Annotated in this window: 19 protein-coding genes; 12 read left to right on the forward strand and 7 right to left on the reverse strand. The window is 61.4% G+C overall.

Annotated elements, in window-relative coordinates:
* Positions 1–5: 5 nt before the first annotated feature.
* Positions 6–959 carry a hydroxymethylbilane synthase gene (hemC, locus tag L1P05_RS00585; protein ID WP_012846998.1) on the reverse strand — a complete coding sequence of 318 codons (954 nt, stop codon included), beginning with the start codon at positions 957–959 and terminating at the stop codon, positions 6–8.
* Positions 960–1,261: 302 nt separating this feature from the next.
* Here hemC and L1P05_RS00590 point away from each other — a divergent pair, with 302 nt between their 5' ends.
* Positions 1,262–3,817 carry a class I adenylate cyclase gene (locus L1P05_RS00590; protein ID WP_012846999.1) on the forward strand — a complete coding sequence of 852 codons (2,556 nt, stop codon included), beginning with the start codon at positions 1,262–1,264 and terminating at the stop codon, positions 3,815–3,817.
* 7 nt (positions 3,818–3,824) lie between these two features.
* Here the strand turns inward: L1P05_RS00590 and cyaY are convergent, their stop codons facing one another.
* Positions 3,825–4,148 (reverse strand): iron donor protein CyaY, encoded by a 324-nt coding sequence (gene cyaY, locus L1P05_RS00595; protein ID WP_012847000.1) that lies wholly within the window; start codon positions 4,146–4,148, stop codon positions 3,825–3,827.
* A gap of 77 nt (positions 4,149–4,225) precedes the next feature.
* On the opposite strand from cyaY, the gene lptM reads away from it, so the two are divergent.
* The 8 genes from lptM to L1P05_RS00635 all read left to right on the forward strand — a co-directional run bounded on the left by lptM (position 4,226) and on the right by L1P05_RS00635 (position 12,333).
* Positions 4,226–4,453, forward strand: coding sequence for an LPS translocon maturation chaperone LptM (gene lptM, locus L1P05_RS00600; protein WP_012847001.1), 228 nt, complete (start codon positions 4,226–4,228; stop codon positions 4,451–4,453).
* Between the two features lie 57 nt (positions 4,454–4,510).
* Positions 4,511–5,335, forward strand: coding sequence for a diaminopimelate epimerase (gene dapF / locus L1P05_RS00605; protein ID WP_012847002.1), 825 nt, complete (start codon positions 4,511–4,513; stop codon positions 5,333–5,335).
* Between the two features lie 13 nt (positions 5,336–5,348).
* The gene (locus L1P05_RS00610; protein WP_012847003.1) at positions 5,349–6,053 is read left to right on the forward strand and encodes a DUF484 domain-containing protein; all 705 of its coding nucleotides are present in this window, start codon (positions 5,349–5,351) and stop codon (positions 6,051–6,053) included.
* Positions 6,050–6,961 carry a tyrosine recombinase XerC gene (gene xerC, locus L1P05_RS00615; RefSeq protein ID WP_012847004.1) on the forward strand — a complete coding sequence of 304 codons (912 nt, stop codon included), beginning with the start codon at positions 6,050–6,052 and terminating at the stop codon, positions 6,959–6,961. The genes L1P05_RS00610 and xerC overlap by 4 nt, the downstream gene beginning before the upstream one ends.
* On the forward strand, positions 6,961–7,677 hold the full coding sequence (yigB, locus tag L1P05_RS00620; protein ID WP_012847005.1) for a 5-amino-6-(5-phospho-D-ribitylamino)uracil phosphatase YigB: 717 nt from the start codon (positions 6,961–6,963) through the stop codon (positions 7,675–7,677). The genes xerC and yigB overlap by 1 nt, the downstream gene beginning before the upstream one ends.
* A 76-nt stretch (positions 7,678–7,753) precedes the next feature.
* Positions 7,754–9,913 carry a DNA helicase II gene (gene uvrD / locus L1P05_RS00625; RefSeq protein ID WP_012847006.1) on the forward strand — a complete coding sequence of 720 codons (2,160 nt, stop codon included), beginning with the start codon at positions 7,754–7,756 and terminating at the stop codon, positions 9,911–9,913.
* Positions 9,914–10,216: 303 nt separating this feature from the next.
* On the forward strand, positions 10,217–11,167 hold the full coding sequence (gene corA / locus L1P05_RS00630) for a magnesium/cobalt transporter CorA (RefSeq protein ID WP_015460687.1): 951 nt from the start codon (positions 10,217–10,219) through the stop codon (positions 11,165–11,167).
* Between the two features lie 110 nt (positions 11,168–11,277).
* Complete coding sequence (locus L1P05_RS00635) at positions 11,278–12,333, forward strand: AbrB family transcriptional regulator (RefSeq protein ID WP_012847008.1); 1,056 nt, start codon at positions 11,278–11,280, stop codon at positions 12,331–12,333.
* Here the strand turns inward: L1P05_RS00635 and rarD are convergent.
* Positions 12,322–13,212: an EamA family transporter RarD gene (rarD, locus tag L1P05_RS00640; protein ID WP_012847009.1), complete on the reverse strand. Its 891-nt coding sequence runs from the start codon at positions 13,210–13,212 to the stop codon at positions 12,322–12,324. The two genes, L1P05_RS00635 and rarD, sit on opposite strands and share 12 nt — an antisense overlap.
* Positions 13,213–13,419: 207 nt before the next feature.
* On the opposite strand from rarD, the gene pldA reads away from it, so the two are divergent.
* Positions 13,420–14,307, forward strand: coding sequence for a phospholipase A (gene pldA, locus L1P05_RS00645; RefSeq protein ID WP_012847010.1), 888 nt, complete (start codon positions 13,420–13,422; stop codon positions 14,305–14,307).
* Positions 14,308–14,375: 68 nt separating this feature from the next.
* Positions 14,376–16,205, forward strand: a complete 1,830-nt coding sequence (recQ, locus tag L1P05_RS00650) for an ATP-dependent DNA helicase RecQ (protein ID WP_012847011.1) — start codon at positions 14,376–14,378, stop codon at positions 16,203–16,205.
* Between the two features lie 6 nt (positions 16,206–16,211).
* On the opposite strand, the gene L1P05_RS00655 is transcribed toward recQ, so the two are convergent.
* A complete protein-coding gene (locus L1P05_RS00655) occupies positions 16,212–17,111 on the reverse strand; it encodes an SAM hydrolase/SAM-dependent halogenase family protein (RefSeq protein ID WP_012847012.1) in 900 nt (299 codons plus the stop codon).
* A gap of 155 nt (positions 17,112–17,266) precedes the next feature.
* Here L1P05_RS00655 and rhtC point away from each other — a divergent pair, with 155 nt between their 5' ends.
* Positions 17,267–17,875 carry a threonine export protein RhtC gene (gene rhtC / locus L1P05_RS00660; RefSeq protein WP_012847013.1) on the forward strand — a complete coding sequence of 203 codons (609 nt, stop codon included), beginning with the start codon at positions 17,267–17,269 and terminating at the stop codon, positions 17,873–17,875.
* 73 nt (positions 17,876–17,948) lie between these two features.
* Here the strand turns inward: rhtC and gntU are convergent, their stop codons facing one another.
* From gntU to gntR, 3 genes are all read right to left on the reverse strand, one after another.
* The gene (gene gntU / locus L1P05_RS00665) at positions 17,949–19,286 is read right to left on the reverse strand and encodes a gluconate transporter (protein ID WP_012847014.1); all 1,338 of its coding nucleotides are present in this window, start codon (positions 19,284–19,286) and stop codon (positions 17,949–17,951) included.
* A gap of 11 nt (positions 19,287–19,297) precedes the next feature.
* Positions 19,298–19,828 (reverse strand): gluconokinase, encoded by a 531-nt coding sequence (gene gntK, locus L1P05_RS00670; RefSeq protein WP_012847015.1) that lies wholly within the window; start codon positions 19,826–19,828, stop codon positions 19,298–19,300.
* A gap of 219 nt (positions 19,829–20,047) precedes the next feature.
* Positions 20,048–21,046, reverse strand: coding sequence for a gluconate operon transcriptional repressor GntR (gene gntR, locus L1P05_RS00675; RefSeq protein ID WP_015460691.1), 999 nt, complete (start codon positions 21,044–21,046; stop codon positions 20,048–20,050).
* Positions 21,047–21,246: the final 200 nt, after the last annotated feature.

The following is a 21,246-nucleotide window of genomic DNA, read 5'->3' on the forward strand; positions in this document are numbered from 1 at the left end:
GTCGCTTACGCTTTCTGGCAGTAGACGGCGTCGAGGATCGTGCGCGCGCCGCGCGCCAGCAGCTCATCGGCCAGCGCGGTGCCCATCGCCTCCGCCTGCGTCAGCGGACCGCGCCGTTCGCCGCGAATGATCCGCGAACCGTCCGGCGCGCCGACCAGCGCGCGCAGCCACAGCTGATCGCCGTCGATTTCGGCATAGCTGCCGATAGGAACCTGGCAGCCGCCCTCCAGACGCGTGTTCATCGCTCGCTCGGCGCAGACGCGCAGCGCGGTATCGGCATGGTTGAGCGGAGCCAGCAGGCGGCGGGTGGCGTCGTCCGCCAACCGGCACTCGATACCGACCGCGCCCTGGCCAACGGCGGGCAGCGACTGCTCCGGCGTCAGCGGCGTACGGATGCGATCGTCCAGCTGCAGGCGCTTCAGACCGGCGGCGGCCAGAATAATGGCGTCATAGTCACCGGCATCCAGTTTAGCCAGGCGGGTACCGACGTTGCCGCGCAGATCGCGAATCTGCAAATCCGGACGCGCCGCGCGCAGCTGACACTGGCGGCGCAGGCTGGAGGTGCCGACGACGCTGCCGGGCGGCAGCTGCTCTAGCGAGGCAAAGCGCGGTGAGACAAAGGCATCGCGCGGATCTTCGCGCTGGCAGATGGTCACTAGCCCCAGGCCATCGGGGAAGGCGACCGGCACATCTTTCATGGAGTGCACGGCGATATCGGCCCGTCCCTCCAGCAGCGCCAGCTCCAGCTCTTTCACGAACAGCCCCTTGCCGCCGACTTTGGCCAGCGGGGTATCCAGCAGAACGTCGCCCCGGGTGACCATCGGCACCAGTTCTATCGTCAGCTGCGGCCAGTGGGTCAGCAGCTGATCCCGGACATAGTGTGCCTGCCACAGTGCCAGCGGGCTCTGGCGCGTTGCGATACGCAGCGTGGGCTGCGTTGCCGTTGTCATTGATTGCATGTGAATATCCCTTATTTGCCTAGGCATCATCCTACCATGTTGTCGCATAGGCATGCAGCGTGCGCGCACTGAAGGTGAGCATGGAAGGGGGCGGGAAAATGCGTTGGAAAAGCCGGAAAGATCAATGATAAGAGGAGCGCAATATTAAGTGTGTGGTTTTTGTATCTTTACGGTCAATCGGCAAGGTGTTAAATTGATCACGTTTCCAGCAATTTCCCATCTATCATTACTATTAATAAAACCATCGTTGGGGCGTGGAAACAAGTCTCCCTTCGTACACCGGAAAAATCAGGCGAAACGTCTTGTACCTCTATATCGAGACACTGAAGCAACGACTGGACGCGATTAACCAACTGCGGGTTGATCGGGCGCTGTCGGCGATGGGCCCCGCGTTTCAGCAGGTATATACGCTGCTGCCTACCTTATTGCATTTTCACCATCCGCTGATGCCGGGCTACCTGGAGGGCAACGTTCCTCACGGGATCTGTTTCTTTACGCCGGATGAGCCGCAGCAGAACTACTTGCTGCACCTGGAGCAGCGTGCGCCGGGCAGTATTCCACCGGTGACGGGGTCGGATCAGATGCCGATTACCGGACTGTACACTATGGGCAGCACCTCCTCTATCGGCCAGAGCTGTAGCTCTGACTTGGATATCTGGGTCTGTCACCACTCTTGGCTCGACGCCAGCGAGCGTAGTCAGCTGCAGCAGAAGTGCACGCTGCTGGAGGAGTGGGCGGCGTCGCTGGGCGTGGAGGTCAGCTTTTTCCTGATCGACGAGAATCGGTTTCGTCACAACGAAAGCGGTAGCCTGGGGGGAGAGGACTGCGGCTCAACTCAGCATATTCTGCTGCTAGACGAGTTCTACCGCACCGCTGTTCGCCTGGCCGGCAAGCGCATTCTGTGGAGCATGGTGCCCGGAGAAGAAGAGGAGCACTACGATGAGTATGTGCTGTCGCTCTACGCGCAGGGGGCGCTGACGCCCAACGAGTGGCTCGATCTCGGCGGGCTGAGCTCGCTGTCGGCGGAGGAGTACTTTGGCGCCAGCCTGTGGCAGCTGTATAAAAGTATCGACTCCCCCTATAAGGCAGTGCTGAAGACCCTGCTGCTGGAGGCCTACTCTTGGGAGTATCCCAATACCGAGCTGCTGGCGATGGACATTAAGCAGCGCCTGCATAAAGGGGAGATCGTCTCTTTCGGCCTCGATCCCTACTGTATGATGCTGGATCGGGTGACCCATTATCTGGAGCAGATCGGCGATCACGCCCGACTCGACCTGGCGCGACGCTGTTTTTATCTCAAGGTGTGCGAAAAGATGTCGCGCGCCCGCGCCTGCGTCGGCTGGCGTCGGGAGATCCTCAGTCAGCTGGTCGCTCACTGGGGCTGGGATGAGGCGCTGATCCGTTCGCTCGACAACCGTGCCAACTGGAAGATCGGTCAGGTGCGCGAGGCACACAATGAGCTGCTGGATGCGATGATGCAAAGCTACCGCAACCTGATCCGCTTTGCGCGCCGCAATAACCTGAGCGTCAGCGCCAGTCCGCAGGATATCGGGGTGCTGACCCGTAAGCTGTACGCCGCCTTTGAGGCGCTGCCGGGCAAGGTGACGCTGGTGAATCCGCAGATCTCGCCGGATCTGTCCGAACGCGATCTGACCTTTATCTATGTGCCGGTTGGCCGCGCCAATCGCAGCGGCTGGTACCTGTACAACCAGGCGCCGACCATCGACAGCATCGTCAGCCATCAGCCGCTGGAGTATAACCGCTACCTGAATAAGCTGGTGGCGTGGGCCTATTTTAACGGTTTGCTGACGGAAGAGACCCGTCTGCATATCAAGGCGAACAGCAGCCAGTGCGATCTGAACAAGCTGCGCGAGCTGGTGCGCGATGTCTCTAACCATTTCCCGCTGCGCCTCTCTGCGCCGACGCCTAAGGCGCTGTATAGCCCGTGCGAGATCCGCCATTTGGCGATCATTGTTAACCTGGAGCACGACCCTACCGCCACCTTCAGCAATCAGGTGGTGCACTTTGACTTCCGTCAGCTGGATGTCTTTAGCTTTGGCGAGCAGCAGCAGTGCCTGGTCGGCAGCGTCGATCTGCTGTACCGCAACTCGTGGAATGAGGTGCGAACCCTGCACTTTAGCGGCGAGCAGGCGGTGCTGGAGGCGCTGAAGACTATCCTGGGTAAGATGCACCAGGACGCCGCGCCGCCGGAGGCCGTCGAGGTGTTCTGCTATAGCCGCCACTTGCGCGGGCTGATCCGCACCCGGCTACAGCAGCTGGTTTCGGAATGTATCGATCTGCGCCTCTCCAGCAGCCGCCAGGAGCCGGGGCGCTTCAAGGCGGTGCGGGTGGCTGGCCAGACCTGGGGGCTGTTCTTCGAACGGCTGAGCGTGTCGGTGCAAAAGCTGGAAAATGCGGTCGAATTTTATGGCGCGATCTCCAACAACAAGCTGCACGGCCTGTCGATGCAGGTGGAGACCGATCAGGCACACCTGCCGGCGGTGGTCGATGGCTATGCCAGCGAGGGGATCATTCAGTTCTTTTTTGAGGACGGCGAGCGCGACGGCTTTAATATCTACATTCTGGATGAGTCCAACCGCGTCGAGGTGTACCACCACTGCGAAGGCAGCAAAGAGGAGTTGGTGCGCGACGTCAGCCGCTTCTATTCGTCATCCCACGATCGCTTTACCTATGGATCCAGCTTTATCAACTTCAACCTGCCGCAGTTTTACCAGATCGTCACGGTAGAGGGACGGGCGCAGGTGATCCCGTTCCGCAGCAAGGCGGTGACGCCGCCCGGCGCAGAGACGGAAGGCGACGGCGACGCCGCGCCGCGCCAGCAGTTCAAGGTGTATTAACCCCCGTTTAGCGATCCAGCGTTACCGGCACACCGGCCTGTGCGCTGCATGCCTCATTCAGTACCTGATGCAGGGGCGCGCCGCTGCGCGAGCAGCGCCATTGTCCGTCTCGGTAGTCAAAGTGATAGCCACCGGCGCGCGTCGCCAGCCAGATCTGGTGCAGGGGCTCTTGGCGATTAATCACAATTTTACTGCCGTTCTCAAAGCTCAGCGTCATGACGCCGCCGTTGGTCTCACAGTCAATATCCGCGTCGCTCTGGCAGGCGTCCAGGGCTTCTTCCAGCGCCTGCATCAGCCCGTCGGCCAACAGATGAAACTCGCTGTCATTCATAATCATTTCCTATTGCTTTTCAGTATCCAACTGCGATTATAGAAAGCTTGAACCGAGGAATCACAGGCATTAATACAATGAACAGACAATTCCGTAGTGCGCTGTTGGTGCTGTGCGCCGCGACGCTGGGCGGATGCGGGCTGAAAGGGCCGCTGTACTTCCCGCCTGCGCAGCAGGCTCCGGCGGCGCAAAAGGCGCCGGACGCCTATAGCGTGCAGGCGCCGTCTCATGAGCCGGTCGCCCAGACGCCGAATACGCAGACGCCTAACACGGCACCCGCCGCCGAGGCCGGGAAAGCCCACTGAGTTGCGCACCGTGTGCCAAGGGTAGACGTTTGCAGGTATTCATCAAGGGGTAGGGACATGCAGTTTGCCAAGATGCACGGGCTGGGTAATGATTTTATGGTGGTGGATGCCGTCACCCAGAACGTTTACTTTTCACCGGAGTTGATCCGCCGCCTGGCCGACAGGCATACCGGCGTCGGCTTCGATCAGCTGTTGGTGGTGGAACCGCCCTACGATCCCGATCTGGACTTTCACTATCGCATCTTTAACGCCGACGGCAGCGAGGTTGCGCAGTGCGGCAATGGCGCGCGCTGCTTTGCCCGTTTTGTTCGGATCAAGGGGCTGACCAACCGGCGCGATATCCGCGTCAGCACCCAGAATGGCCGCATGACGCTGCACGTAGGCGAGGACGATCGGGTGACGGTCAATATGGGAGAGCCGCAGTTTGAGCCGGGGCGTATCCCTTTCAAAGCCGCCAAGGCGGAGAAAACCTATATTTTACGCGTGGCGCAGCAGACGGTGCTGTGCGGCGCGGTCTCGATGGGAAACCCTCACTGTGTCCTGCAGGTTGAGGACGTCAGCCGGGCTCAGGTTGAGCTGCTGGGACCGGTGCTGGAGAGCCATGAGCGCTTTCCTGAGCGGGTAAACGTTGGCTTTATGCAGGTGGTCGAGCGTGACCATATCCGGCTACGGGTATATGAGCGCGGCGCCGGCGAGACGCAGGCCTGCGGCAGCGGCGCCTGTGCGGCGGTCGCCGTGGGGATCCAGCAGGGGCTGCTGGATGAGCAGGTGCAGGTGGATCTGCCCGGCGGTACTCTGCACATCCGTTGGCCGGGGCCGGGAACGCCGCTGTTGATGACCGGACCTGCCGCCCACGTCTATGATGGATTCATCCATTTGTAAACGGTAGGTAGCTATGAGCGAGAGGGATAGCCGCGACCTCCTTCAGCCGTCGCTGGCGGATGAGCAGGTTGTGGCCTATTTGCAGCAGCATCCTGATTTTTTTATTCGTAATGCCCGCCAGGTGGAGCAGATGATGATCCCGCACCCGGTGCGGGGGGCCGTCTCTTTGCTGGAGTGGCAGCTGGGCCGCCAGCGCCGGCAGATCGCCGCGCTGGATCAGGAGATCGAACAGCTCATCACGCTGGCGCGAGATAACGAGCGGCTGTTCGGCAGCCTGCTGGCGCTGCAGAGCCATTTGGCCTCGGCGCAAGACATGGACGACTTTCTGCAGCGCCTACAGCGCTGGGCCCGTTCGCTGGGGCTGTCCGGTGCCTATATTCGGCTGTTCGCCGATCGCTGGCGCCTTGGCGCGCCGTCGCGCTTTTCCCACCTGGCGATCGCCCGGTCAGACGTAGAGCTGCTGCGCATTCAGCGCCTGGGCGATGCCAACCACTATCTGGGTAGCCTGAATGGCCAGGAGCTGCTGCTGCTGCTGCCGCAGGCGCGCCACGTGGGGTCGGTCGCCCTCTCGCTGATGGGGGATTTCGCCGATCTGGGGCTGCTGGTGTTTACCAGCGCTGATGCGCAGCACTATCAGCAGGGAATGGGAACAGCGCTGCTGGAGCAGCTGGCGCGGCTGATCCCGCCGATGCTGACCCGCTGGATTGAGCGGCAATGACGTCCCTGCCCGAGGCGCTGAGTACGCCCGTCGCCGCGTTTCTACAGATGATGCGCGTTGAGCGTCAGCTCAGCCCGCGCACGGTTGAAACCTATCGTCGCCAGCTGGCGGCGAGCGCGGCGCTGCTGCTCGAAGGCGGTCTCTGCGACTGGGCGGCGCTGGATACGACGCGGGTGCGTTCGCTGGTGGCGCGCAGCCGCCGTCAGGGACTGGAGCCGGCCAGCCTGGCGCTGCGTCTGTCGGCGCTGCGCAGCTTTCTGGACTGGCAGGTCAGCCGTGGCGCTCTGACGGCCAATCCGGCCAAAGGCGTCGCTGCGCCGCGTCAGGGGCGCCACCTGCCCAAGAACCTGGATGTGGACGATGTTAATCGGCTGCTGGATATCGATGAGGGCGATACGCTGGCCGTACGCGATCGCGCGATGCTGGAGGTGATGTACGGCGGCGGTCTGCGTCTGTCGGAGCTGGTCGGTTTGGACTGTCGCCACGTCGATCTGACGACGGGTGAGGTCTGGGTGCTGGGGAAGGGCAGCAAAGAGCGTCGGCTGCCGGTGGGGCGAGAGGCGGTGCGCTGGCTGCAGACGTGGCTGTCGCTGCGTTTGTCGCTGCAGCCGCAGGATGATGCGCTGTTTGTCTCGCGTCTCGGCGGGCGTATCTCACCGCGCAGCGTGCAGAAGCGTTTTGCGGAGTGGGGCGTGAAGCAGGGGGTGACCAGCCATATTCACCCCCATAAACTGCGTCACTCCTTTGCCACCCATATGCTGGAGTCCAGCGGCGATCTGCGCGCGGTGCAGGAGCTGTTAGGACACGCCAACCTCTCGACGACGCAAATCTATACCCATCTCGATTTTCAGCATTTGGCTACCGTGTATGATGCCGCGCATCCGCGCGCCAAAAGAGGGAAAACGTGATGCACTTTTATCGCCCGTTACAGCGTCCTGCCGCGCTGACCTTTGATTTGGATGATACGCTGTACGATAACCATCCGGTGATCGTCCGCAGCGAGCAGGCCGCGTTGGATTTTTTACGCCGCCGCTTCCCCGCCCTGCAGGATTTCCAGAGCGCTGACTGGCAGCGCCTGCGCGCTGAACTGCGTGCCAGCGATCCGGAAATCTACCATGACGTGACTCAGTGGCGCTGGCGTACGGTGTACGAGGCGCTGTGGCGCGCCGGGCTGAGCCCGACGTACTGCCACGACGGCGCCGATGAGGCGATGGCCCACTTTGCCCAATGGCGCAGCCGTATCACGGTCTCCACCGAAACGCACCAGATACTGGCGGCGCTGGCGGCGCGCCTGCCGCTGGCGGCGATCACTAACGGCAACGCCGATCCGGCGCGCTGCGGTCTGGGCGCGTACTTTCGCTTCGTGCTGCGCGCCGGGCCGGACGGGCGCGCCAAGCCCTACAGTGACATGTACCTGGCCGCCGCCCGGCACTTCAACCTGGCGCCCGGGCAGATCCTGCACGTGGGCGACGACCTGACGACCGACGTCGCCGGCGCCGTGCGCAGCGGTATGCAGGCCTGTTGGGTGAACGATCGCGGTCGCTCGCTGCTGTGCGCCGCCGATGGGCGTCTGCTGCCCCACGTCGAGATTTCGCGGTTGGATTCGCTGCTCGCACTGATATAATTCCCGACAGCTTCTGTATAAATCTCCAGTAAAATGGTGCCGACGGCGCCATTTTCCCAGCCAAAAGACGGTGCCTATGGACGTATCTGACCTGCTTGACAGCCTGAACGATAAACAGCGCGAGGCGGTAGCCGCGCCGCGCAGCAACCTGCTGGTGCTGGCCGGCGCAGGCAGCGGTAAGACCCGCGTTCTGGTGCACCGTATCGCCTGGCTATTGGCGGTAGAAAACTGTTCGCCGTTCTCCATCATGGCGGTCACCTTTACCAATAAGGCGGCGGCGGAAATGCGGCACCGTATTGAGGCGCTGATCGGCACCAGCCAGGGGGGGATGTGGATCGGTACCTTCCACGGCCTGGCGCACCGCCTGCTGCGCGCCCACCATTTGGACGCCGGTCTGCCGCAGGACTTTCAAATCCTCGATAGCGAAGATCAGCTGCGTTTGCTGAAGCGCCTGATCAAGGCCATGAATCTGGATGAGAAACAGTGGCCCGCGCGTCAGGGCATGTGGTACATCAACGGCAAGAAAGATGATGGGCTGCGTCCGCAGCACATTGAAAGCTATGGTAACCCGGTGGAGCAAACCTGGCTGCGTATCTATCAGGCCTATCAGGAAGCCTGCGATCGCGCGGGTCTGGTAGACTTTGCCGAGCTGCTGCTGCGCGCGCACGAGCTGTGGCTGCACAAGCCCCAGATCCTGGAGCACTACCGCGCCCGCTTTAACAATATCCTGGTGGATGAGTTCCAGGATACCAACCGTATTCAGTATGCCTGGATCCGCATGCTGGCCGGTGACAGCGGCAGGGTGATGATCGTCGGCGATGACGATCAGTCGATCTATGGCTGGCGCGGTGCCCAGGTAGAGAACATTCAGAAATTCCTCGATGATTTCCCCGGCGCGCAGACGATCCGCCTGGAGCAGAACTATCGCTCCAGCGGCAATATCCTGCGCGCGGCCAACGCGCTGATCGAAAACAACGATGGTCGCCTGGGTAAAAAGCTGTGGACGGAGGACGGTGAAGGGGAGCCGATCTCCCTGTATTGCGCGTTCAACGAGCTGGATGAGGCGCGCTTCGTGGTTAACCGAATCAAGGCCTGGCAGGATAACGGCGGTGCCTTGAAAGAGTGTGCCATCCTGTACCGCAGTAACGCCCAGTCCCGCGTGCTGGAGGAGGCGCTGCTGCAGGCGGCGACGCCCTATCGGATTTACGGGGGAATGCGTTTCTTCGAGCGCCAGGAGATCAAGGATGCGCTGGCCTATCTGCGCCTGCTGTCCAACCGTAACGATGACGCCGCCTTTGAGCGGGTGGTGAATACGCCGGTGCGCGGTATCGGCGATCGGACGCTGGACGTGGTGCGTCAGACGGCCCGCGATCGCCAGCTTACCCTGTGGCAGGCGACCCGCGCACTGCTGCAGGAGCAGGTGTTTCCGGGGCGCGCCGCCAACGCGCTGCGCCGCTTTCTGGAGCTGATTGAGGCGCTGGCGCAAGACAGCGACGATCTCCCGCTGCACGTGCAGACCGATCGGGTGATCCGTGACTCCGGGCTGCGTCAGATGTATGAGCAGGAGAAAGGCGAGAAAGGGCAGACGCGCATCGAAAACCTGGAGGAGCTGGTGACGGCGACGCGCCAGTTCAGCTATGAGGACGACGATGATCTGTCGCCGCTGCAGGCGTTTCTGTCTCATGCCGCCTTGGAGTCCGGCGAGGGGCAGGCCGACGCCTATCAGGATGCGGTACAGCTGATGACCCTGCACTCTGCCAAGGGACTGGAGTTTCCCCAAGTTTTCATCGTTGGGATGGAGGAGGGGATGTTCCCCAGCCAGATGTCGCTGGATGAAGGCGGGCGACTGGAAGAGGAGCGGCGTCTGGCCTACGTCGGCGTGACCCGGGCGATGCGTAAGCTGACCCTGACCTATGCGGAAAGCCGACGCCTGTACGGCAAAGAGGTGTATCACCGTCCGTCGCGCTTTGTCGGCGAACTGCCGGAGACGTGCGTAGAAGAGGTGCGCCTGCGCGCCAGCGTGACGCGCCCCGTCAGCCATGCGCGTATGGGGACGCCGTTAAGCCAGAGTGACAGCGGCTATCGCCTGGGGCAGCGCGTCGCCCATGCCAAATTCGGCGAGGGGACGATTATCAACCTGGAGGGCAGCGGGGAGCATACCCGCTTACAGATCGCCTTTAAGGGCGAGGGGATTAAGTGGCTGGTCGCCGCGTATGCCCGCCTTGAGGTGCTGTAGGGACGGCGCCGAGTTGTGCAAGCCTGTTGACAGGCTTTTTCCTGTCGGCGTAACATGCGCGCACGATTAATCTGTGAGGACATACGCCTTGGACACACCCAGTAGATGCTGGCTCATTGGACCCGTACGCGGGTACAACTTCTAAGGCTATCCACCGATGCTGATGGCCTTAGTGGTTGTCAGCGACCTTTAATGCGTCGCAGAGTCAGATCTTATATGGTCTGAAACAGGCAGGTGACGTATCCCCGGTTTGTTTCCCGTGCTCCATGCGTGATCCTGAAGTCACCGCAACGGAGTTAAAGCATGCTAAGTGCATTTCGTTTAGACCACGGTCGCTTATCCCGTATGGAGCTGGATGACACGGACCATCTCACGGCGTCGCTGTGGGTGGATCTGGTCGAGCCCGAAGAGGATGAGCGCCGGCGCGTACAGAGTGAACTGGGGCAGAGTCTGGCCACCCGCCCGGAGCTGGATGATATCGAGGCCTCCGCGCGCTTCTTCGAAGATGAGGATGGCCTGCATATTCACTCCTTCTTCTATTACGAAGATGCGGAAGATCACGCCGGTAACTCCACCGTCGCCTTTACCATCCGTGAAGGGCGCCTGTTTACCCTGCGTGAGCGCGAGCTGCCGGCGTTTCGTCTGTACCGGATGCGAGCGCGCAATCAGATGCTGGTGGACGGCAACGCCTATGAGCTGTTGCTGGATCTGTTTGAAACCAAAATCGAGCAGCTGGCCGACGAGATCGAAAACATCTACAGCGATCTGGAGAAGCTGAGCCGAGTGATCATGGAGGGGCAGCAGGGCGATGAGTATGACGATGCGCTCTCGACGCTGGCCGAGCTGGAGGATATCGGCTGGAAGGTTCGCCTGTGCCTGATGGATACCCAGCGCGCGCTAAACTTCCTGGTGCGTAAGGCGCGTCTGCCCGCCAGCCAGCTGGAGCAGGCCCGTGAGGTGCTGCGCGATATCGAATCCCTGCTGCCGCACAATGAATCCCTGTTTCAGAAGGTCAACTTCTTGATGCAGGCGGCGATGGGCTTTATCAATATCGAGCAGAACCGCATCATCAAGATCTTCTCGGTGGTCTCTGTGGTCTTCCTGCCGCCGACGCTGGTCGCCTCCAGCTATGGGATGAACTTTGAGTTTATGCCGGAGCTGAAGTGGTCGTTTGGCTATCCCGGCGCCATCCTGCTGATGATCCTGGCGGGCCTTGCGCCCTATCTCTACTTTAAGCGTAAAAAATGGCTCTGAGCCCGCGCGCCTGTTGGTGAGTAACGGCCCCGCTGGGGCCGTTATTTTTTGTACATCTTCACGGGGAAAAATGCTTATCATAGCGTGAGGTGATCGGGGCAGGAGGCGCGGTGGAGCGTTTGGCGCACGCTGAACAGTGGAGCATATTGGCGGTCCTGTCGCTGGGGCTGGGGGGGCTATTCCTGTGGCTGCGTCTGCCCGCGGCGCTGCTGCTGGGGCCCATGCTGGCCGCCGTCGCGCTGGGGCTGCGGGGGGCGACCATTCGGGTGCACCGGCTGGCAATGCCGATAGCCCAGGCGATCCTCGGCTGTATGATCGCTCGCGCGCTGTCGCTGTCGCTTCTGTCGCCGCTGCTGGATGACTGGCCCGTGGTTCTGCTGGTGCTGCTGTGCACTCAGCTGTGCAGTGCGATCACCGGTTGGCTGCTGGTGCGCCTGAGCGATCTGCCCGGTCCCACCGGCGCCTGGGGATCGTCGCCCGGTGGGGCATCGGCGATGGTGGCGATGGCGGGGGAGTTTGGCGCCGACGTGCGGCTGGTGGCCTTTATGCAATACCTGCGGGTTTTGTTTGTCGCCGCGGCGGCGGCGCTGGTGGTCCGGGTGGGTTTGGGCGATGCGCCGCAGGGGGTGCCGCTGGCTCCCCCTTGGTTTCCCGCGCTGGGGTGGGCGTTTGTTGCCACGCTGCTCCTCGCAGGCGGCGGTGCCTGGCTGGGACGCCGCCTGCGTATTCCCGCAGGGGCCCTGCTGCTGCCGATGCTGATCGGCGCTCTGTGTAATACCACCGGTGTCATGACGCCGCAAACCCCGGAGTGGCTGCTGGCCATCGCCTATGCCCTGATCGGTTGGCAGGTCGGTCTGCTGTTTACCCGTACTCTCTTTGTCTTGGCGCTGCGCGCCCTGCCGCAGATCATTTTGTCAATTGCGGCTCTGATGCTGTGTTGCGCGTTGATGGCCTGGGGGCTGACGCAGGTGCTGCCGATCGATCCGCTCAGCGCCTATCTGGCAACCAGCCCCGGCGGGCTGGACACCATTGCCATTATCGCCGCCGGTAGCCAGGTGAATTTGGCCTTTGTCATGGCCCTGCAGATGCTACGCCTGTTTACCATTCTGCTGATGGGGCCGGCCGTTGCGCGCTGGATCTCGCGTCACGCCGCTTCAGCGCCGTAGGCGGCGCTGGGTGTAGAGCGCATCGATAATAAACAGCAGCAGCGCGCTCCAGATAAAGCCAAAGGCGATGAGCTTGTCGCGCGTCATCTGCTCGCCATAGCAGAGGGTCGCCAGCAGGAACATCAGCGTAGGGCCGAGGTATTGGAAAAAACCCAGGGTAGAGAGACGCAGACGGGTCGCTGCCGCGGTGAAACAGAGCAGTGGAACGGTGGTGACGACACCGGCGGCGATCAGCAGCAGGTTTAGCGACAGCGGATTAGCACTGAGGTGGCTGGTGGGCGAGTCGGCGGCGACGAACAGGTAGTACAGCGCCAGCGGCAGCAGCCATAGGGTTTCCATCAGCATGCCGCTCTGCGCATCGATGGCGATCTTTTTGCGCAGCAGGCCGTAGAAGGCGAAGCTGAAGGCCAGCCCCAGCGCGATCACCGGAACGGAGCCGAACTGCCATAGCTGAACCATGACGCCGACGATGGCCAATGCGACCGCCAGCCACTGCATCCGGCGAAAGCGTTCGCCGAGAAACAGCATCCCCAGCAACACATTGACCAAGGGATTGATAAAATATCCCAGGCTGGCTTCCAGCATGTGGTTATGATTGACGGCCCAGATATACAGCAGCCAGTTGCCCCCGATCAGGCAGGCGCTCAGCGCCAGCAGGGCAATTTTGTAGGGCGTATGGCGCAGGGCGTAAAGTTGACGCCAGCTGCGGCCAATGGCCAGCAGGATCAGCATAAAGAAAAATGACCAGATGACGCGGTGGGTCAGGATTTCCGTTGCGGGAACCTGCTGCAGCAGTTTGAAGTAGATGGGGGCGATGCCCCAGATTAAATAGGCCGTCAGTGCCAGAATGACTCCCTGGCGGGTGTGCTGTGTATCCATATTATTTTTCCGCGCTTCCCGCTGAATGTAGCGAGGGAGTGTACTGTATTTTTCATTTTATGCTCAGGGCTAAAATGGCGGTGCCGCGATGTCGGCAGGGCGGTGGCGAACGGCGTCATGGTCAGGCGTGTTAATGGTACCACCTGGGATGTGCGCGGCAGATCAGCTGCCCGCGGTGGACAGAGTATTTCAGAGAGCGATGTAGTGATGAATGCGTGTAAAAAATATTTAATGGCCGGAGTGGCGGCGTTGCCACTGGTGGCGCAGGCGGCGCCGAGTGCGAGTGAAAGCGGTGCGGCTCCCGCGCTGAGTGATAATGAGGGGGTGATCGCCAACATGCTGCGGCATTACGATAACCCGTTTACGCTCTATCCTTACTCCACCAACTATGTGCTGTATACCCAGACCAGCGATATCAATAAAGAGGCCATCAGCTCTTACGACTGGGGCGATCAGGCTAAAAAGAACGAGATTAAGTTTCAGATTAGCCTGGCATTCCCCATCTGGCGCGGTATCGCCGGCGATAACTCGGTGCTCGGCGCAGCCTACACTCAGCAGTCCTGGTGGCAGGCCTTTAACCGCAGCGAATCTTCTCCGTTTCGCGAAACCAACTATGAGCCGCGCCTGTTTTTAGGCTGGGCGACCGACTATCCCTTGTTCGGCGGCTGGGTGCTGCGCGATATTGAGGCGGGCGGAGTGCACCAGTCTAATGGCCGGTCGGATCCGACCTCGCGCAGCTGGAACCGCGTCTATACCCGTTTTCTGGCGCAGAACGGGAATTTTCAGGTTCAGCTGATGCCGTGGTATCGCATTCCGGAGAGTCCGAACAAGGACGATAACCCCGATATCACCAAGTACATGGGCTACTACGAAGCGGAGATGGGCTATCGCCTGGGCGAGAGCGTCTTCAGCCTACGTGGGCGCTACAACTGGAACAGCGGCTATGGCGCGGCCGAGCTGGGCTGGAGCTATCCGCTGACCCGCCACGTCCGTTTCTATACCCAGCTGTTCAGCGGCTACGGCGAGTCGTTAATCGACTATAACTTCCGCCAGACCCGCTTCGGCGTCGGCGTCATGCTGAACGATATCCTGTAACGCGGGACAAAATCGGCGCGTACGCCTAAAATAGCGCCGGTGTTTTTTTATGGTTTACGGGGAGCAGCGTGGCAACGGCAGCGGTTATTAATACAGAGAGGCTGGCAGAGGGGGTGCTTAAAGACACCTTCGGCTATCAGCAGTTCCGCCCGGGACAACAGGCCATCGTCGAGGCGGCGATAGCCGGGCGCGACTGTCTGGTGGTAATGCCAACCGGGGGCGGAAAATCCCTGTGTTATCAAATACCGGCGTTAGTGCGGGATGGGTTGACCATCGTCGTTTCTCCGCTGATTTCCCTGATGAAGGATCAGGTCGATCAGCTGCAGGCTAACGGGGTAAACGCCGCCTGCCTGAACTCGACCCTGAACCGTGAGCAGCAGCAGGCGGTCTACGCCGGCTGCCGCAGCGGGGAGATCCGTCTGCTGTACATCGCCCCAGAGCGGCTGATGATGGATAACCTGCTGGATACGCTGCCGCAGTGGAATCCTACGCTGCTGGCGGTTGATGAGGCGCACTGTATCTCCCAGTGGGGGCACGATTTCCGGCCGGAATACAGCGCGCTGGGGCAGATTAAGCGCCGTTTCCCGCAGATGCCGGTGATCGCGCTGACGGCAACCGCCGATGACGCGACCCGCCAGGATATCCTGGGCCTGCTCGATCTGCGCGATCCGCTGGTACAGGTCAGCAGCTTTGACCGCCCCAATATCCGCTATACCCTGATCGAAAAATTTAAGCCGCTGGATCAGCTGTGGCACTTTGTGCAGTCGCAGCGCGGGAAGTCAGGCATCATCTACTGCAACAGCCGCGCCAAAGTAGAGGACACCGCCGCGCGCCTGCAAAGCCGTGGCCTGAGCGTCGGTGCGTATCACGCGGGGCTGGACAATGGTCGCCGCGCCGAGGTGCAAGAGGCGTTTCAGCGCGATGATTTGCAGATTGTGGTGGCGACGGTGGCCTTTGGCATGGGGATCAACAAGCCCAACGTTCGCTTCGTGGTGCACTTCGATATTCCGCGCAATATCGAATCCTACTATCAGGAGACCGGGCGTGCCGGGCGCGACGGGCTGCCGGCGGAGGCGCTGCTGTTTTACGATCCGGCCGATATGGCCTGGCTGCGCCGCTGTCTGGAGGAGAAGCCAGAGGGCGCACAGAAGGAGATCGAGCGTCACAAGCTGAATGCGATGAATGCCTTTGCCGAGGCGCAAACCTGTCGTCGTCTGGTGCTGCTGAACTACTTTGGCGAGGGGCGACAGGAGAGCTGCGATAACTGCGATATCTGCCTGGATCCGCCCAAGCGCTACGATGGCCTGCTCGATGCGCAGAAGGCGCTGTCGACCGTGGCTCGCGTCGGGCAGCGTTTTGGCATTGGCTATGTGGTCGAGGTGCTGCGCGGCGCCAACAGCGCCCGTATCCGCGAATGGGGGCACGATAAGCTGTCGGTCTACGGCATTGGCCGCGAGCACAGCACCGAGCACTGGGTGAGCATTCTACGCCAGCTGATCCACCTGGGGCTGGTGACGCAGAATATTGCCCTGCACTCGGCGCTGCAGCTGACGGAGGCGGCGCGCCCGGTCCTGCGGGGAGAGGTCGCCCTCCCGCTGGCGGTTCCCCGGGTCATCAACCTCAAGGCGCGCAGCAGCGCACAGAAGAGCTATGGCGGCAACTATGACCGCAAGCTATTTGCCAAGCTGCGCAAGCTGCGCAAGGCGATCGCCGACGAAGAGAATATCCCGCCCTACGTCGTGTTTAACGACGCGACGCTGCTGGAGATGGCGGAGCAGATGCCGCTGCGGGCGGGCGATCTGCTCAGCATCAACGGCGTTGGCCAGCGTAAGCTGGAGCGCTTTGGCGCGCCGTTTATGACCCTGATCCGCGAACATCTGGATGAGGGGCAGGACTAGAGACGATCAGCGGCACTTTTGCAGCGTTATCTGCCACTCCGCGCCGGCGGCGATGCGCTGCTTTTCGGCAAAGCTGTCCATATTTAGCGCGACGGCGACGTTGAGCAGGCTGTTGAGATAGACTAGCGGTTGCCCCGGCGGCACATCGGCGAAGCTGTGCACATAGGGCGCGTGCCCCTGATAGCGCGTCTGACCCTGTTGGGCTATCGTGATGCACAGTCGATCGTTGAGCGCGATCCCCGCCTTTTCCAGCATCTCATCCCCGATATTGCTCCATAGATTGCCATACTGAACGTCCAGAATGGCAATGGTGCCGCTGACTTTCCCCGGCTGCCACTGCGCCTGCTGATAGGGAATTTCGGTTATCTGGTTCGGCAAGCGTGGGCCAACCTGCTCGAAACGGATAGTGCCCGAGGCCAGCCGAGCACCGGTATAGGCGTACACATCACGGCCGTGGAAGGTATATGACTTTTCCGACCCCTGCAGCCGGTTGGTCTGCTCATCGATCTCGCGCACGCTGTCGATCCCCAGCGTCTGGGCGACCAGCGTCAGCGTGCCATTATCCGGCGAGACGAAAAACTGGCCGTTTTTGGTCTTCAGCACTACGGAGCGCCGCTCGCTGCCGACGCCCGGATCGACCACGCTGACAAAAACGGTGCCTGCCGGCCAGTAACGGGCGGTCTGATGTAGCCGGTAGGCCGCCTGCCAGATGTCGTAGGGGGGGATCTCATGGGTCAGGTCAAAGAGGTGAATCTGGCTATCGACGCCGAAGGCGACCCCTTTCATCGCGGAGACGGCGCCATCTCGCAGGCTGAAATCGGTCTGCAGTACCAGCGCCTGCGCCGCCAGCGCGCCATGGATATAGAGCGTGCCGAGCAGCAGCAGGGTGAGTCGGATGATGCGCATGATTTTTTCCTCATTCCTTGAGTGACGTGGTAGCCCGCGCGGTGAGGGGCGGACTCGCGCTGTCCAAATAATGGACAGATCGGTTATTAATCAGTGCGCACATTATTTGTCAACGATGTTAGCATGGAGAAACCTTAATTCATGAGTTACCTCACATGATGCTGTTTCTAACCGTCGCGGTAGTCCACCTGCTGGCGTTAATGACGCCGGGACCTGACTTTTTCTTTGTTTCACAGACGGCGCTGAGCCGCTCCCGGGCCGAGGCGCTACGCGGCGTTGCCGGTATTTCGCTGGGGATCGTCATTTGGGCCGGCGTGGCGCTGATGGGGCTGCATCTTCTGTTAATGAAGATGGCCTGGCTGCACAGCATCATCACCGTCGGCGGTGGACTGTATCTGTGCTGGATGGGGCTGCAAATGCTTCGCGCCGCCCGCCGTCCTCAGGGCGATGCCCCGCAGGGGGTGACATCGCTGCACGGCGGCGCCTTCTGGCGCGGTTTCCTGACCAACCTCTCCAACCCCAAGGCGGTGATCTATTTTGGCTCGGTCTTCTCCCTGTTCGTCGGAGATGAGGTCACCGGCGCTCAACGCATCGGGCTGTTTATTCTGATCGTCAGCGAAACCTTTATCTGGTTCAGTCTGGTGGCGTCGGTATTTGCGCTGCCGGTCATGCGGCGTGGCTATCAGCGCATGGCGCGCTGGATCGACGGCGTGGCGGGGACGCTGTTCGCCGCGTTTGGCCTGCACCTGATCCTGAGTCGCTAATACGCGAGGGGTTACTGCATCAATAAAAAAACGGGGCGCGAATATCGCGCCCCGCTGTCATCGGTCGTCGGCGTTACAGCGCCATGAAGAACAGCATACCGACGATGGCGCCGGTGGTGCCGAGGATGGTTTCCATGACAGACCAGGTTTTCAGGGTCTGGGCTTCGGTGGCGCCGGTGAACTTACCGTACAGCCAGAAGCCGGAGTCGTTAACGTGGCTCAGGACGATGGAGCCGCCGGCGATGCAGACGGACAGGGCCGCCAGCTGTGCGCCGCTGTAGCCCAGCTCGCCGATGACCGGCAGAACCAGGCCGACGGTGGTCAGACAGGCTACCGTTGCGGAGCCCTGGATGACGCGTACGGCGGCGGCCAGCACGAAGCAGGCGACGGCGATGGGCAGGCCCGCGCCAATCAGCGAGTTCCCCAGGGCTGGGCCTACGCCGGAATCCACCAGAACCTGCTTAAACACGCCACCGGCACCGGTGACCAGCAGAATGATACCGGCGGGTTGGATGGCCGCGGAGCAGATATCCATCACCTTCTCTTTGCTCATGCCGCGGCGGATAGCCAGGCCATAGGTGGCCACCAGGCAGGCCAGCAGGATAGCGGTGAACGGATGGCCGATGAACTCCAGCCACTTGTACAGCTCGGACCCCTGCTCAACGAAGCGGGCGCCGATGGTTTTCAGGCCGACCAGTACCAGCGGGAACAGCACCAGCGCCAGGCTGAAGCTAAAGGAGGGCAGCTGCCCTTTGCCCAGGCTCGGCTCCTGAATATCTTTCGGCAGCGCCAGGGTGACGTGCTTGCTGATGAAGTTACCGTACAGCGGACCGGCCAGAATCATACCCGGGATGGCGGCGCACAGTCCGATCAGGATCATCCAGCCATAGTCGGCGCCCATCTGGGAGGCCAGCAGCATCGGGGTCGGCCCCGGCAGCAGGAAGGCGGCAGCCCCGGCTACGCCGGCAAACAGCGGAATGGCCAGCTTGACCACGTTGCCACCGGTGCGGCGCGCGACGGCGAACACGACGCCGATCAGCAGTACGATAGCGACGTCAAAGAACAGCGGCAGGGCGCACACCAGACCGGCGATGCCCAGCGCGTAGTGGGCACGCTTTTCACCAAAGCTCTTCAGCAGGCGGGCGGCGATCTGATCCAGTGCACCGGTTTCGTGCAGGATTTTACCGAACATGGCGCCCAGTGCGACCACGATAGAGAGGAAGCCCAGCGTGCCGCCCATCCCGTTTTGCATGGTCTGGGCAATTTTATCGATGGGCATACCGGAGAAGATACCGGCGCCGATAGAGACCAGCATCAGGGCCACAAAGGCGTGCATGCGCGCCTTCATGACCAGGAACAGCAGCAGCAGCACGGAGCCGACTGCGGTCATTACGAGGGTTAACGTACTCATCGTCGGTGCTCCTAGGCAATGATGGATTTAATGGTATTCAGGGTATCGGCCACCACGCTGTCCAGCGGCTGGCTGATGTCGATGGCGTATACGTCGCGCTCTTCGGTCGTCGGCTCTTCCAGGGCCGCAAACTGGGAAACCAGCATCTGCGGTTTGAAGAAGTGTCCTTTGCGCGCCAGCAGGCGGCTTTCGATCAGGGCGAAGTCACCCTGCAGGTAGATGAATGAGAGGTTGGTGTTACCGTCGCGCAGCATGTCGCGGTAACGCTTTTTCAGCGCCGAGCAGACGATCAGCGAGACGTCGTTGGTGCGCTGCATGGCGAAGACCGCATCGTTGAGGGCCTGGAGCCACGGCGTGCGATCGTCATCGTTCAGCGCGTGGCCGTCGGCCATCTTGCTGATGTTGGCGCGCGGGTGTAGGAAGTCGCCGTCCAGAAAGGCGGCGCCCAGCCGTTGGGCGACGGCGTTGGCGACGGCGGACTTGCCGCTGCCGGAAACGCCCATCAGAACAAAGACGTGTTTTTGCTGTTGGCTTTCGCTCATGCTGTATTCCCCGGTGGGCGGCACGTCGCCGCGCAATGCAATGTTACTGGTAACTGTTATGGGTAACATTCTCTGGTGCGCTGGAGAAATTAGCAACGAATGTTAAATGGTATGATTAATAACTGTGATGCTACTCGCAGTTGTTAGGGAGATGTAGGCAGGGCGCGCCGCGTAGCGGCAACCGCGATCGCGCCGGAGCGCAGCGGTGCGCGCGGGGGGTTAAATGCTGCCGCCGTGCAGCAGGGTAAAGCCGACATCGATGGCGGCGGCCTCGACGCTGCGCTCACCGCGCAGGCGCGCCAGCAGACGCTCGGCGGCCAGCTGGCCCATGCGCTGACGTGGGGTGAGCACGCTGGCGAGCTGCGGCTCCATCACTTGGCCAATATCGTGTCCATGGAAGCCGGCGATGGCCATATCCTGCGGGATGCGCAGTCCCAGGCGTTGGCATTCAAAGGCCGCGCCAACGGCCAGGTCATCGTTGGTACAGAAGATGCTGTCCATATCGGGGTAGCGCTTCAGCGCTTCGCGCAGCAGCTCGCCGCCGACGGAGTAGGAGGAGCTGCGCGGGATCATGACACTGCGCGGCGTCAGATCGGCGGCGCGCATTGCTGCTTCATAGCCCCGCTGCTTCATCACCGTACGCTCATCGAGCCGGGCGCCAAAGTAGACGGTGCGGCGGTGGCCGCGCGCGATGATGGCCTGGGTCATTGCTCGCGCGGCCTCCACGTTGTCGAAGCCCACGGCCATATCCAGGCAGGGGGAGACGCTGTCCATCAGCTCGACCACCGGGATGCCGGCGACCTCGATCATCTTCAGGGTGCGCGGGGTATGGTCGCGCTCGGCCAGGATCAGCCCGTCGATGTTGTAGGAGAGCAGGGAGGTGAGACGCTCCTCCTCTTTTTCTTTGCGGTAGCCGTAGTGGGCCAGCATGGTCTGGTAGTGGTGCTGGTCGGTGACGCTTTCGATACCGCGCAAAACCTCAGCGAAAACCTGGTTGGTTAGCGAAGGCAGCAGCACGCCGATAGCGCGGCTGGTCGCGTTAGAGAGAATATCGGGCGCCCGGTTGGGTATATAGCCTAGCTCATCCAGCGCCGCGGCGATTTTGCCGCGCAGAGGCAGCGAAACCAGCTCGGGGTTGCGCAAGTAGCGGCTGACGGTCATTTTGGTGACGCCGACGCGATCGGCTATATCCTGCAATACGGGGCGCTTTTTCTTCATTTTCAATGAAATATATACTCTTTATCGGAGGGCATCAGTGTAGCAAAAAATCAGTCGCCGGGCATGGGTCGCGCATGGTTTTCTACCCGAGGTTCCTGGACGCGCGACGGCGTAGGTGCGAGTAAAAAGGAATGGATCTCATTTGTGGCTTGACTCTGGAGTCGACTCCAACGTGTAAAGTCATCAGTAATAGCAAGATG

This window comes from Edwardsiella piscicida (assembly GCF_021733145.1).
Classification (GTDB): Bacteria; Pseudomonadota; Gammaproteobacteria; order Enterobacterales; family Enterobacteriaceae; genus Edwardsiella; species Edwardsiella piscicida.

Bases quoted from the DNA above. Each gene is read 5' to 3' on its own strand.
- hemC (WP_012846998.1), bottom strand. From the start codon at position 959: ATGCAATCAATGACAACGGCAACGCAGCCCACGCTGCGTATCGCAACG.
- cyaY (WP_012847000.1), bottom strand. From the start codon at position 4,148: ATGAATGACAGCGAGTTTCATCTGTTGGCCGACGGGCTGATGCAGGCG.
- lptM (WP_012847001.1), top strand. From the start codon at position 4,226: ATGAACAGACAATTCCGTAGTGCGCTGTTGGTGCTGTGCGCCGCGACG.
- dapF (WP_012847002.1), top strand. From the start codon at position 4,511: ATGCAGTTTGCCAAGATGCACGGGCTGGGTAATGATTTTATGGTGGTG.
- L1P05_RS00610 (WP_012847003.1), top strand. From the start codon at position 5,349: ATGAGCGAGAGGGATAGCCGCGACCTCCTTCAGCCGTCGCTGGCGGAT.
- xerC (WP_012847004.1), top strand. From the start codon at position 6,050: ATGACGTCCCTGCCCGAGGCGCTGAGTACGCCCGTCGCCGCGTTTCTA.
- yigB (WP_012847005.1), top strand. From the start codon at position 6,961: ATGCACTTTTATCGCCCGTTACAGCGTCCTGCCGCGCTGACCTTTGAT.
- uvrD (WP_012847006.1), top strand. From the start codon at position 7,754: ATGGACGTATCTGACCTGCTTGACAGCCTGAACGATAAACAGCGCGAG.
- corA (WP_015460687.1), top strand. From the start codon at position 10,217: ATGCTAAGTGCATTTCGTTTAGACCACGGTCGCTTATCCCGTATGGAG.
- rarD (WP_012847009.1), bottom strand. From the start codon at position 13,212: ATGGATACACAGCACACCCGCCAGGGAGTCATTCTGGCACTGACGGCC.
- pldA (WP_012847010.1), top strand. From the start codon at position 13,420: ATGAATGCGTGTAAAAAATATTTAATGGCCGGAGTGGCGGCGTTGCCA.
- L1P05_RS00655 (WP_012847012.1), bottom strand. From the start codon at position 17,111: ATGCGCATCATCCGACTCACCCTGCTGCTGCTCGGCACGCTCTATATC.
- rhtC (WP_012847013.1), top strand. From the start codon at position 17,267: ATGATGCTGTTTCTAACCGTCGCGGTAGTCCACCTGCTGGCGTTAATG.
- gntU (WP_012847014.1), bottom strand. From the start codon at position 19,286: ATGAGTACGTTAACCCTCGTAATGACCGCAGTCGGCTCCGTGCTGCTG.
- gntK (WP_012847015.1), bottom strand. From the start codon at position 19,828: ATGAGCGAAAGCCAACAGCAAAAACACGTCTTTGTTCTGATGGGCGTT.
- gntR (WP_015460691.1), bottom strand. From the start codon at position 21,046: ATGAAGAAAAAGCGCCCCGTATTGCAGGATATAGCCGATCGCGTCGGC.